10 protein-coding genes are annotated in these 13,719 nt (G+C 33.8%); 3 read left to right on the plus strand and 7 right to left on the minus strand.

What is annotated here, in order from left to right:
* Nucleotides 1-1,146, minus strand: a complete 1,146-nt coding sequence (locus ACYQ39_RS07655) for a S1C family serine protease (RefSeq protein ID WP_459841820.1) — start codon at nt 1,144-1,146, stop codon at nt 1-3.
* A gap of 181 nt (nt 1,147-1,327) precedes the next feature.
* Nucleotides 1,328-2,119: an MBL fold metallo-hydrolase gene (locus ACYQ39_RS07660; RefSeq protein WP_459844306.1), complete on the minus strand. Its 792-nt coding sequence runs from the start codon at nt 2,117-2,119 to the stop codon at nt 1,328-1,330.
* Nucleotides 2,120-2,228: 109 nt separating this feature from the next.
* On the opposite strand from ACYQ39_RS07660, the gene ACYQ39_RS07665 reads away from it, so the two are divergent.
* Nucleotides 2,229-2,999: a CheR family methyltransferase gene (locus ACYQ39_RS07665; RefSeq protein WP_459841822.1), complete on the plus strand. Its 771-nt coding sequence runs from the start codon at nt 2,229-2,231 to the stop codon at nt 2,997-2,999.
* A 117-nt stretch (nt 3,000-3,116) separates the two neighbouring features.
* Here the strand turns inward: ACYQ39_RS07665 and hflX are convergent, their stop codons facing one another.
* Both hflX and ACYQ39_RS07675 read right to left on the minus strand, forming a co-directional pair.
* Nucleotides 3,117-4,703 carry a GTPase HflX gene (gene hflX, locus ACYQ39_RS07670; protein WP_459841824.1) on the minus strand — a complete coding sequence of 529 codons (1,587 nt, stop codon included), beginning with the start codon at nt 4,701-4,703 and terminating at the stop codon, nt 3,117-3,119.
* A gap of 120 nt (nt 4,704-4,823) precedes the next feature.
* Complete coding sequence (locus ACYQ39_RS07675; protein WP_459841826.1) at nt 4,824-5,447, minus strand: redox-sensing transcriptional repressor Rex; 624 nt, start codon at nt 5,445-5,447, stop codon at nt 4,824-4,826.
* Nucleotides 5,448-5,584: 137 nt separating this feature from the next.
* Between ACYQ39_RS07675 and lgt the strand changes: the two genes are divergently transcribed.
* Together lgt and ACYQ39_RS07685 are read left to right on the plus strand one after the other, a co-directional pair.
* On the plus strand, nt 5,585-6,370 hold the full coding sequence (gene lgt, locus ACYQ39_RS07680; RefSeq protein WP_459841828.1) for a prolipoprotein diacylglyceryl transferase: 786 nt from the start codon (nt 5,585-5,587) through the stop codon (nt 6,368-6,370).
* Between the two features lie 41 nt (nt 6,371-6,411).
* Nucleotides 6,412-7,323 (plus strand): P1 family peptidase, encoded by a 912-nt coding sequence (locus ACYQ39_RS07685; protein WP_459841830.1) that lies wholly within the window; start codon nt 6,412-6,414, stop codon nt 7,321-7,323.
* Nucleotides 7,324-7,476: 153 nt separating this feature from the next.
* On the opposite strand, the gene ACYQ39_RS07690 is transcribed toward ACYQ39_RS07685, so the two are convergent.
* The 3 genes from ACYQ39_RS07690 to ACYQ39_RS07700 all read right to left on the minus strand — a co-directional run bounded on the left by ACYQ39_RS07690 (nt 7,477) and on the right by ACYQ39_RS07700 (nt 13,548).
* Nucleotides 7,477-8,079 (minus strand): thymidine kinase, encoded by a 603-nt coding sequence (locus tag ACYQ39_RS07690; protein WP_459841832.1) that lies wholly within the window; start codon nt 8,077-8,079, stop codon nt 7,477-7,479.
* Nucleotides 8,080-8,174: 95 nt separating this feature from the next.
* A complete protein-coding gene (locus tag ACYQ39_RS07695; protein WP_459841834.1) occupies nt 8,175-9,407 on the minus strand; it encodes a patatin-like phospholipase family protein in 1,233 nt (410 codons plus the stop codon).
* Nucleotides 9,408-9,774: 367 nt separating this feature from the next.
* Nucleotides 9,775-13,548 carry a phosphoribosylformylglycinamidine synthase gene (locus ACYQ39_RS07700; protein ID WP_459841836.1) on the minus strand — a complete coding sequence of 1,258 codons (3,774 nt, stop codon included), beginning with the start codon at nt 13,546-13,548 and terminating at the stop codon, nt 9,775-9,777.
* Nucleotides 13,549-13,719 lie beyond the last annotated feature (171 nt).

Consider the following 13,719-nt stretch of genomic DNA (forward strand, 5'->3'; position numbering starts at 1 on the left):
CTATGGCCTTTTACCTAATTCAATAGTTATTTCTTTCTTATCTTGATTGCGATAAACTATTAATCTAATTTTATCACTTACTTCATATTTCTTCAAGATATCTCTAAACTGAGACATACTAGTAATTGCTTGCCCATTTAATTTAGTAATAATATCTCCAGCTTCTAAATTTCCTTCTGCTGCAGGACTATTCTCAATTATCCGGTATATATATATGCCTTCTTCACGCTGTAAATTATACTCTTTAGCTAACTGAGTAGTTACATTTCCTCCCTGAATACCTATCCAAGGTCTAATAATTTTACCATGGGCAATCAACTCTTTAGTAATTTCTTGCACAGTATCAATAGGAATAGCAAAACCTATTCCTTGAGCTTGCTCAATAATTGCTGTATTAATACCAATTACTTCTCCTTGGCTATTTAATAAAGCCCCACCACTATTACCAGGATTAATAGCTGCATCTGTCTGAATCATATCAGTTAACTCTGTATGCTCTAAAAGTGGTACCTTACGACCTAAAGCACTAATAACTCCAGTAGTTACAGTCTTAGAAAAGCCATAAGGGTTTCCAATAGCAATTGTTAACTGACCTACTTGTAACTCCTTAGCACTTCCAAATTCAACTGTCGGTAACTTTTTACCTTGAGGATCAATTTTAATCACTGCTAAGTCAGTTGCAGGGTCACGTCCAATAACTTTGCCTTGATACTCGCGCTTATCTTCAGGCAAAAAAACACTAATCTGATCAACTCCATCAATGACATGATTATTAGTTATAATATATCCTTCAGTATTAATTATCACTCCGGATCCTTGGCCCCTAACCTTTTGTTTAGTCTGCCAAGCAAAAAAATCAGATACCACTTCTTCTTGTTCAGTTGTAATCTTAACAATAGCCGGGCCAACTTCCTCAACTACAGAAATTACTGCTTCTTCCTTACTCAATTTATTACCTTGAACTTCCATAGCTGAATCTTTATCTTGAGGAGTAACATCTTCTTTCTTCTGTGGTTGAGTCTGTTGTATCTGATCTCCACCAGCCAAAAAATAAATCAAGCTACCTCCTAATAACAAGACTATCAGAGCCAATAATAAATATGATTTAAAACTTGACTGTTCTTTATTATCAAATAGAGAGTCCATTTTCTCCCTCCTTATTTAAGGCAATAAATTATGAGTTATGAGCTATGTGCTGTGTGTCATGAGCTAAATCAAAACTATTACATTCAAAAACTAACTCTCATAAAGTTTCTTATTTTAAGAATTTAAACTATTATAGTTTTGATTTTGAATTAACTCATAGCTCAAAGCTCATAGCACACGACTAAATACTATATACGTCAGATACCTGCTCTTGAGTAGCAAAGTCTAACTCTATATCTGTTCCTAACTCTAAACCATCTTCAATTAGCATATTTTTAATTGTTAAAAAAGCCAGTTCAGGTATGTTATTATCTTGGCTTAAATGCGCCAAGACTATACGACTGGCCTGACTCTTAGCCAGATCAACTACTAAATCAGCAGCATCATCATTAGATAGATGTCCTTCTTGGCCCATTACTCGTTTCTTTAGCGACCAGGGATAAGGGCCAATCTTCAACATCTCTAAGTCATGATTGGCCTCTAAGACGACTAAATTAGCATCATTAATCTCTGCCCTAACTTCATCAGTTACTACCCCCATATCAGTAGCTATAGCCACTTTATTATCTTGATAAGTGACTGTATATCCTACTGGTTCCTGAGCATCATGAGAAATAGTAAAGGGTTTAATCTGTAGCTTACCAATCGTAAAACCTTCTCTGACTACTAACTTTTTCTGCCGCGAATTTAACTTGCCTAATTTTTCCTCCCCTACTTGCCAAGTTCCTTCAGTAGCATAAATAGGCACTTTACATCTTCTGGCTACTACACCTGCTCCACTAATATGGTCACTATGTTCATGGGTCAATAAGATGGCATCTAAATCATTAATATCTAGATCAATCTGCTTTAAACGCCTATTAAGCTCTTTACCACTTAATCCAGCATCTATTAAAATTTTTCTATCTTTATTACCAATATAAATTGCATTACCTGAACTACCACTTGCTAATGTACATAACTGAAAACTAATTTAAATCTCCTCCTTTAAACTAAAATCTCTATTTCTTTACAGGATTGAGCGCCGAAATCAAGAATGATAAACTATATAAGAGTATAATCTCTACTAGAGGAGGTACGATATGAACTTTCAAAAATTCATTAAGAAAGCATCAAGACAGATTGAAATGGACCTAACTAGTTATAAACAGAAAAGGGTAGAACGTCGCACTAATAATTTAATGAAAAAACATAATCTAACTGACTACCAAGACTGCTTTAATAAACTGAAGAATGAAATTAGCTTTCGTCGTCAATTTCTAGAACATATGACTATTAACACTACTGAATTCTTCCGTAATCCTGATAACTATAAATATCTACAAGAAGAAATTTTACCTCAGCTACTAGATAAACACAATCGGATTAAGATCTGGAGTGCTGCATCATCAATTGGTTGTGAAGCCTATACAGTAGCTATTATTCTTGATCAATTAGGTATCGACCCAAATCGCTATCAGATAAAAGCAACTGATATTGACTTAGGTGCTTTATCCAAAGCACGCCAAGGAGAGTATAAAGCTAATAATCTTAAGAAAGTTGATTCAGCAATTATTAATAAGTATTTTACTAAAGAAGATAATATCTACAAAATTAATCCTAAAATAAAGAAACAAGTCAAGTTTAAAAAGTTAAATCTATTAGAAGATAAATACGATAGTAATATCAACTTAATTCTTTGCCGTAATGTCTTTATTTATTTTACCAAAGAAATCAAAGAAAAGCTAACGAAAAATCTAAGTCAAGCTTTAAGCAATGATGGCATCTTATTTTTAGGAAATACAGAATATCTATTACAACCTAATAAGTATAACCTTGATAAATTACATGCATCTTTTTATCAGAAGAAATAATTTAAGTCTTGAGTTATCAGTAGTGAGTCGTGAGCTAATTCAAAATCAAAACCAAAAATATAAATCAAACCAGCTAAAAATTATAACAAAAAGAGGAGGTTGCCCTCCTCTCTATCTCTAACTTTTCTGGTATTCTTTTAATCTAGCTACCAATTTCTTAGGAATCTGTGCTTTAACCTCAATACCTTGGTTGTCATACTCCTTTTCTAATACTCGCCCTTCTTGATAAATTTTATCTAACCAATTAGCTGCTTGATAAGGTAGTTTAAGATTAACTTTCTCCATTTCTTCAGCAAAAAAGGATGAAACTTTATCTAATAGTTCTTCCTTTCCTTCTCCTGTAACTGCAGACATTACTATACTATTAGGATAATCTCGTTGTAATAATTCTAACTTACTATCCGCCACTAAATCTGATTTATTAAAGACAGTGATTATATCTTTATCTAAGACACCTAAATCTTCTAATACACCATGTACCACTTTAATTCTTTCCTCTAGATTAGGATGGCTACTATCAACAATATGTAGCAACAACTCTGCTTCTTCTATCTCTTCTAAAGTTGCTTTAAAAGCAGCTACAAGATGATGGGGGAGTTTCTTAATAAATCCTACAGTATCACTGACTATCACACGCCGTCCAATTGGTAGTTCAATCTGGCGTAAAGTTGAATCTAAAGTAGCAAACAGTTTATCTTGAGCCTCTACATTAGCTTCTGTAAGCAGATTCATTAAAGTCGACTTTCCTGCATTAGTATAACCAACTAATGAAACTACTGGATGCCTTCTATTTTCACGTCTAAGTTGACGATTCTTCTTTACTTTCTTTAAATTATCCTTTAATCTATGAATCCGCTTTCTAATTCTTCGCCGATCAATCTCTAGTTTAGTTTCACCTGACCCTCTAGTTCCAATGCCACCTCCTAGTCGAGACATTTCGGCTCCTCGACCAGTTAATCTAGGCAATAGATATTCAAGTTGAGCTAATTCAACCTGTAATTTACCTTCTTTAGTATTAGCATGCCTAGCAAATATATCTAAAATCAACTGGGCTCTATCAATTACTTTAACCTCTAGAGCCTCTTCAAGATTACTATGCTGAGCTGGAGTCAACTCATCATCAAAAATGACTACATTAGCCTGTTTAGCCAATAATTCTTGTTTCAGTTGGGCCAACTTGCCTTGTCTAATATAATAAGTTGGATCAGTTCTTCCTGAGGTAGTTGTTATTTTAGTAGCTAAGTCAACTCCTGCTGTTATAGTTAAATTAGTTAATTCATCTAGACTATCCTGGCTACTACCAACTAAGATAGCCCTCTCTTTACCCTGCTGTACCTGGTATGTTTCTACCTGACTTAATTCTGATTCTAACTTGGATATATAGTCTAGATAATCAAAATAGAATAACTCATTTAGTTTAAAATCTTCTTCAGTTACTCCTATTAGCCTGCCTTCTTCTACTTGTGGCCAAGCTACTTTAGCTGCCTCAGTCTCTAAATTCAAATAAGATATATTATCTAGCCTATACTGCAAGACTAATTCCGATCTCTCTGCTATTCTGCCTCTACTACTAACTACTAAAACCCGCAGGCCAGCCAGACGTTTCTTACTTCTCCGGCGCCTGATTCCTGTAATCAAATCAGTTTCTAGACTACCTAATTGATAGTCTAAAAGTTGGCCTTTTCGATTGAATAATAAATTCACTTGCTCGCTTTCAACATTAGGTAGTTCTGCTAGTAGTTGTTGGGTAACTATTCTTCCTTCTTCTATTCTAAGTTCTAAATCATCTAATCTATCAATTGGTTATCTCCTCCAATACCATATCTATTCAGATAAATAATAAGTTAAACTGATTAAGCCAATAGATAAATCTTCATTTCTCACCTTTATATCTTCAGGAACATCTAATCTAGTTGGAGCAAAGTTCCAGATAGATTCTACTCCAGCTTCAATTAATCGTTCAGCAATCTCTTGTGCTCCTTCCTCTGGTACAGCAATAATTCCAATCTTAATATCTTTCTCTGTAACTAATTCTTCTAACTCATTTACTGAATTAATTGTTACTTCTCCTAATTGGTTTCCAACCTTTTCTTCAGCAATATCTAAAACATAATTGATCTTAAGTCCTAAATTTCTAAAACCACCATAGTTTACTAAGGCTTGCCCTAAGTTACCTGCACCTACTAATACTATTTCCCAATCATTATTTAAACCTAAAATCTTTTCTAAGTTATTCAATAAAACTGAAACTTCATATCCAACACCACGTCTACCAAACTCACCATAATAGGATAAATCTTTTCTTACTTGCGTAGAAGGTATTCCCAACATATCACCTAAGTCTTTAGAAGAAATTACATCTACATCTTGATCTCTTAATTTCTGTAAACATCGATAATAAAGCGGTAACCTTTCTACAGTTGTAGCTGGAGTTCTAATATCTTTCACTTCGATCATTCCTTTCTATTATCTATAATCATTTTATTTTTTGTAATCTATATGATTATTAGTCAATTTCTTGACTATACCCTAACTTTATTATAATCTTAAAATTAACCATGGTCAAATTAAAAGGAGGAAGCATAATGAATTCAAGCTATTTAGATCCTATTGCTTTTAGATTAGGACCTTTAAGTGTCCACTGGTATGGTATTATTATGGCTTCAGCAGTCTTACTTGGATTAATCTTAGCTACTAGAGAATCCAATAGAAGAAATCTAGACCCAGAGCTAATGTTAGATCTGGTCATTTGGGCTATTCCTACAGCTATTCTTGGGGCACGTACTTACTATGTTATCTTTAAGTGGGACTATTATAGTCAATACCCTCAAGAAATAATTGCCATTTGGCATGGTGGATTAGCTATTCATGGTGCTTTAATTGGTGCTCTACTAGCTGGTATTATCTTTGCTTATATAAAAGGTATCTACTTTTGGACTTTAGCTGATATAGCAGCACCAAGTCTAATTTTGGGACAAGCTATTGGTCGCTGGGGCAATTTTATGAATCAAGAAGCTCATGGCGGGCCAACTTCTCGCAGATTCTTAGAAAGTCTCTATTTGCCTGACTGGATTATAGAGCAGATGAATATTAATGGTATCTATTATCATCCTACTTTTTTATATGAATCTATCTGGAATTTATTAATCTTTCTCTTCTTAACACTTTATTGGAAGAAACAAGATTTCTTAAAACCTGGTGAAGTATTCTTAACTTATATTAGCCTCTACTCAGTTGGGCGTTACTTTATTGAAGGAATGAGAACAGATAGTTTAATGTTAGGTTCTCTACAGGTAGCTAAATTTGCAAGTATATCTATTATCTTAATCTCTATTACAATTGCTAGTTATAATCATTATGTAAGAGATTAAAATATATTAGTCTATTACTCACAACTAAGAAGGAGGATATCATGAAAGACTATCTCACTGATATACCTGGAATAAAAGTTGGTCATGCTCATAGTAAGAAAGGAATGACAGGATGTACTGTTATCTTATCTGAAGATGGAGCTACAGCTGGAGTAAGTGTTAAAGGATCTGCACCTGGTACTAGAGAAACTTCTCTATTAGATCCTATTAATACAGTAGAAGAAGTACATTCTATCTTATTGACTGGAGGAAGTGCCTTTGGGTTAGCTGCTGCTGATGGGGTTATGGCTGCTCTAGAAGACGAAGGAATCGGCTTTGATGTAGGAGTTACTAAAGTTCCTATTGTTCCAGCAGCTGTCTTATTCGACTTAGAAGTTGGTAATCCTAACATCCGTCCCGATGCTAAAATGGGCCAACTAGCTCTTAAAAATGCTACTAAAGCAGAAACAAGATTAGGTAAAGTAGGGGCTGGAATGGGATGTAAAGTAGGTAAGTTACTAGGAATAGAACAAGCCAGTTCTAGTGGTCTAGGTAGTGCTAGCCTACAATTAAATGAAGATACCTATATAGCAGCTATTGTAGCAGTCAATGCCTTTGGAGACATTTTAGATCAAGAAGGAAGAATTATTGCTGGCTGCAAAGATGAAGCTGGTAACTTTATTGATACCTATCAGGCATTGCAAGATAAAGAAGAAGTAGAGGGCTTTGGTAAAAATACTACCATTGGAGTAGTAGCTACTAATGCCCACTTAACTAAAATAGAGGCTACTAAGTTAGCTCAAGTAGCCCATAATGGTTATGCTCAACATATTCGACCAGTCCATACTATGTTAGATGGAGATACTATCTTTGCTATGAGTACTGGTAATCAGAAAGTTGATATCAATTTATTATCTACAGCAGCCAGCCAAGTAATGGGCCAAGCGATTATAAGAGCAATTGACAATGTATAATTTAGAGTTAAATCAAATAATAAATAATACTTAATAAAGAAGAGTTATATTTATTCATTATTCTCTATTCACTATTATTTAATAGATTTTAACTATCAATTTTAAATTCTATATTCTCAATTATTACTTTACTCATGACTCACAACTCATAACTCACGACTCTTTAACCTCGTGACACCGGCGACAACGTGCTTCATACTGTTCGTCTGCTCCTACCACTACTACTGGATCATTTATACTAGCTGGCTCGCCATCAATTAATCGTTGATTTCTAGTAGCAGGATTAGAACATTTAACACAGACAGCATGTAACTTAGTAATATATTCAGCCCGAGCCATTAACTCTGGAACTGGCTTAAAGCCTCGCCCAGCAAAATCAGTATCTAAACCAGCAATAATTACTCTTATGCCTTGATCTGATAAGTTATCTGCCACAGAAACTAATTCTTCAGAAAAAAACTGTCCTTCATCAATAGCTACTACATCTAAAGTCTCTCTTTCTTTCTTTTCTTTAACTTTCTCTCTAATTCCAGCTACATCATCTACAATCTGGGCCTCAATAGTAATTCCATTATGGCTAGCCACTTCAGTATCACTATATCGATTATCAATACTTGGTTTAAAGACTAGAACTTCTTGTTCAGCAATCATAGACCGTTCTACTCTCCGAATCAATTCACTACTTTTGCCTGAAAACATTACACCACTAATTACTTCTAACCAACCTGTTTCTACACTTCCATAATAGCCATGCACTTATAAAACTCCTTTCGCAAAACTAATTATTTCAGATTTACACCTCTATTATTATAAAATTATCTAGAGCAAAAAACAAGATTAAATATTGATACTCAATACTGTGAATAAATATAAGTAGGTACTTTTTTAGCAAATAAGTTAACATTATTCTCTCTCTGACTAGCAAAGAAAAATGCTGCTATAACATCAGCTTTTAAGTTACTTATTTCAGTTAATAACTTTCCTATTTCATCTGAATCAGGTTGGCGAAAACTAACTAACAATAACTTTTCATCAGATTTAATTCGATTATAATGCCAAGTATCATCCTGTAATACACTAAACTTCTTTCTTAAACTACTAGCTATTAAATAAGTAAATAGATAATCATCTTCTCCTGTAGTAACTATTCCATCTATCTGTTTAGGATTAAGCTCTTCTGTTATATAATTAACCATCAATTGACTATATTCTTCTAATTCAATTGTTGTCCCTTTCAGTTCTTCATAACTACTATTCTTAAACCCTTTGGTCAAATATCTATCTGTAAAGTAGGCTAAATGTTCTTTAACCTGTTTGTAACCTGAATTATATAACTTATCCTTATCTAAATCTGATAGAGAGAAATCAACCACGTTGTAACCTAAGGTAGGAATAGGAACTACATAAGAATCAGACAACTCAATTTGGCGTCGTTCATTAACTGTCATAATCATCTCTATTAAATTAGTTAAATATTTTATTAAGTTATCAAGCTTACTAGGTTGGTAAGGTCTTTCATCTATTAACATTAATCCTAAAGTTGGTCGCTCTGATTTGGCAAATACCTGTAAAGGAAAATTATTCATCACCCCTCCATCAATATATAAGTTAGATTGATACCGATAAGGAATATAAAATATTGGAATACTCATTGACATTCTAACTGCTTTAGCTACTAAAAAATCAGGACTATTAGCTTTAGAAAAGACTTTGGCCCTTCTATAGGTAGCATTAGAAACTATAATCTTTACTTCCATAGGTAGATCCCTAAAGGTAAATATTTCTTTAGCAGAAAGTCTATCTTTTATCCAATTGAAGAAATTATCTCCTTTATATAACCCAAATTGTTTTATCAATCTTATTAAAGAAAAACTATCCTTAAAGTATGTTAAATCCTGTTGATAAACTAACTCTTTTAATTCATCAATACTATATCCTGCTCCATATAATGCAGCTATGATAGCACCAGCAGAACTACCAGCAATACTTACTACTTCAGTCTCTGCTTCTTCTAAAGCCTTTAACCCACCTAAGTGAGCTATTCCTTTGACTCCACCGCCACTCATAGATAGATTAATCTTCATTTTTATTACCTCCCTTTAAGCTATCTACCTAAAAAATCAAATAATGTTAATATAGTATATCACTTTCAGTGACACAGCTGTCAGCTATCTGCTATGAGCTATGAGCTATGAGCTAAATCAAGTTCAAAATCATAAACACGTCTTAAGCCTTTAAAACATAGGTTTTGGATTCCTATGAGTCCTATGAACTCTCCGTGAAGATCTACTGATAGCATACAGTAGACGACAGATAGCTGCAGCACGAAAGTGCCACTTTATATCAATAATCCATTAGCCTTATAATAAATTATGATAGCCAAGTAACTTTAGTTACTCCTCAAAAAACAAAATTTCCTAGCCTAAAATAGACTAGGAAATTTCTATATCATTATTTTGTAAAGTATTCTACTCCTGCCTTAAATATCTGTTGCTCTTTGTCACCTATTATATTCTTAGATACATTTGTTCCAATTCTTTCTGAATGTCCCATCTTACCTAATACACGACCATCAGGGCTTGTAATACCTTCAATAGCATGCACCGAACCATTAGGGTTGAAAGTTATATCAGATGTTGGATTCCCGCCAAAATCTACATACTGTGTTGCTACTTGTCCATTAGCAAGTAACTGATCTACCATTTCTTCATTGGCTACAAAACGACCTTCTCCATGAGACATAGGTATTGAGTGCATATCTCCTACATCTACATTAGACAACCATGGGGATTTATTAGACACTATTCTTGTCTTGGTAGCACATGAAATATGCCGTCCGATTTCATTATAAGTTAACGTTGGAGCTTCTTCTGTTAGCTCTCTTATTTCTCCATATGGTACTAGGCCTAATTTAATTAAAGCTTGGAAACCATTACAGATACCTATCATTAAACCGTCTCTGTTATTTAATAAATCCATTACTGCTTCTTTTATCTTAGGATTTCTAAAGACTGTTGCTATAAACTTACCTGCACCTTCAGGCTCATCTCCAGCACTAAATCCTCCTACTAAGGCTACTATTTGTGACTCTTTTATTGCTTCTGCCATAGCATCAATTGAATCTTCAATTTGCTCTGGAGTTAAGTTCTTAAAGATTAATGTTTCTACCTCTGCTCCTGCTTGCTCAAACTGTTTTGCTGTATCATATTCACAATTCGTTCCAGGGAAGACAGGTATTAAGACCTTTGGTTTTTCTACTTTGTTCTTACAAACAGGTTCATCTGCTTCTTTGTGTGGTTTAAATTCAAACTCTTCTGTTCCTTCTGTCTTAGTTTTATATACATCTTCTAGTGGTTCTTCCCAAACTTTAATAGCTTTATCAATAGATACTTGTACATCATCTACCGTAATTACTTCTTCAGCAGTTGTTCTACCTAATATTTCATAATTCACTTCCCCAAATAATTCTGCTAAATCTTCTTCTTCTTTTATTTCTAAGACTATTGAACCATAATCAGGACTAAATAAAAGATTATCTTCTAATTTGTCCTGGAATGTAATACCTATCTTATTTCCTAGAGACATCTTAGTTACTGCTTCTGCTATACCACCTAATGTTACTGCTCGCGCCGATAAAACCTTACCTTCTTTTATTAATTCATTTATTCTATCATAAGCTAATTTTAACTTATCAAAATCAGGTAATTCAGATTCATCTCTTTCTAAAGGTACATATACTACCTTACTATCAGTACTTTTAAACTCTGGAGAGATTACATTATTGACATCTACTGTATCTACTGCAAAGGATACTAAAGTAGGTGGCACATCAAGTTCATGAAATGTTCCTGACATACTATCTTTACCACCTATTGCAGGTAATCCAAATCCTTTTTGAGCCTGATAGGCACCTAATAAAGCACTAAATGGTTTACCCCATCTTTTATAATCTTCTCTCAAACTTTCAAAATACTCTTGGAAAGTAAATCTTATCTTATCATACTCTCCACCAGTTGCTACTACTTTTGCCACTGATTCGATTACTGCATATAAAGCTCCATGGAAAGGACTCCAAGTTGCTAGTTTAGAATCATAACCGTGGCTCATAATTGTTCCTGTATTTGTATCCCCTTCTAAAGTAGGTATCTTAGCTACCATACTTTGGGTTGGGGTTAACTGATATTTACCACCATAAGGCATCAATACACTACCTGCTCCTACTGTACTATCAAACTTTTCCACTAATCCTTTTTGACTACAGACATTGATATCTGATAGATTCTCAAACCATTTTTCTTTTAAGTCTGACTCTTCAGATAATCTTCTTTTAGGAGCCTCGGTGAAGTAACTTTCTTCTTCAGGTTCTGTAACTACTACTTTTGTTTCTTGAGTTGCACCATTAGTGTCTAAGAAGTCTCTACTTAGATTAATTATATCATCGCCATTCCAATTCATAATTAATCTACCATGGTCTTTTACCTCTGCAACTACTGTTGCTTCTAAATTCTCTCTTCTTGCTAGTTCTTTAAAATCTTCTACATTTTCTTTATCTACTACTACTGCCATTCTTTCTTGAGATTCAGAAATTGCTAATTCCGTTCCATCTAATCCCTCATATTTCTTTGGTACAGCATTTAAATCAACTTCTAAAGCATCAGCAAGTTCACCAATTGCTACTGATACTCCACCAGCACCAAAGTCATTACTTTTCTTAATCATCTGGCTGGCCTCAGAATTTCTAAACAAACGTTGAATCTTTCTTTCAGTTGGTGGGTTACCCTTTTGTACTTCTGCTCCACAATCCTCAATCGATTCTTTAGTATGCTCTTTTGATGAACCTGTGGCACCACCACAACCATCTCGTCCTGTTCTGCCACCTACTAAAATAACAATATCTCCTGGCTGGGCATCTCCTCTAACTACATCTTCTTTAGGACTTGCTGCTACTACTGCACCTATTTCCATATGCTTAGCTAAATATCTTTCATCATAAATTTCCTCTACCTGTCCTGTTGCTACTCCTATTTGATTACCATATGAGCTATATCCATCAGAAGCTTCTTGAGCTATCTTTCTTTGTGGCAACTTACCAGAAATTGTATCTTCTATATCTACTCTTGGATCTCCACTTCCTGAAATACGCATTGCTTGATACACATAAGAGCGTCCTGCTAGTGGATCTCTGATACAACCACCTAAACAAGTTGCTGCTCCACCAAAAGGTTCAATCTCTGTCGGGTGGTTATGGGTTTCATTCTTAAACATTACTAGCCATTCTTCTTCTTCTCCGTCCACATCTACAGGTACAATTATACTAGAAGCATTTACTTCATCAGACACTTCTAAATCATCTAATTTACCTTCTCTTCTTAATTCTTTCATACCCATTAATGCTATATCCATTAAACATACATCTTTATTATCAGAAGAATATACTTTTTTTCGACCTGCTAAATATTCTTCATAAGCACTTTCTACAGGCTTAGTATATTTGTTTTCTTCTATTTCTACATCCTCTATACTTGTTAGGAATGTTGTATGGCGACAGTGGTCAGACCAATAAGTGTCTAATACCTTGATTTCAGTTATTGTGGGATCTCTTTTTTCTGTATCTCTAAAGTATTTTTGCGTATGAAGTAAATCTTCTTTACTCATAGCTAATCCTAATTCTTCTAATAATTCTTCTATACCTGCTTCGTCTTGTTCTATAAATCCTTCTATTCTATCAACTTCTGTTGGAAGATTATACTCTAATTCTAATGTATCTGGTTTCTCTAAATCAGCTTCTCTTGAATCTACTGGATTTATATAATAGTCTTTTATTTCTGCTATATCTCCTTCTCTTAGACTACCTTGTAACACTATTATCCTAGCTGTTCTGACTATAGGCTTTTCATCATTATTCAATATTTGCATACATTGCTCTGCCGAATCTGCTCTTTGGTCATATTGCCCTGGTAAATACTCTACTCCAAAAGCTATTTCATTATCTGATAATTCTAAATTTTTCTCATATAAGTTATCTACTGGAGGTTCTGATAATATTGTATGACAGGCCTGATTATATGCTTCTTTAGACATTCCTTCAATATCATATCTATTAACTATTCTTAAATCTTCTAAATTTTCTAATTGAAGATTCTGTCTTAAGTCTTCTAATAATTCTTTACCTTCTACGTTATAGCCTTTTTTCTTTTCTACATATACTCTTCTTATTTCAGGCATAGTGGAGCCTCCTTTATTTTTTGAACCTGTATTTACTTATATAGTTACCTAATTTTGAAATAGAACTTAATTAATATAGTGTGTCACTAAAAGTGAATATTAACTTTAAATTAAATGCTGTCAATTATTTTCTTACTTTGTACACTTATATTATAGTATGTTATAATTAAG

It is taken from the genome of Halanaerocella petrolearia (assembly GCF_054657875.1).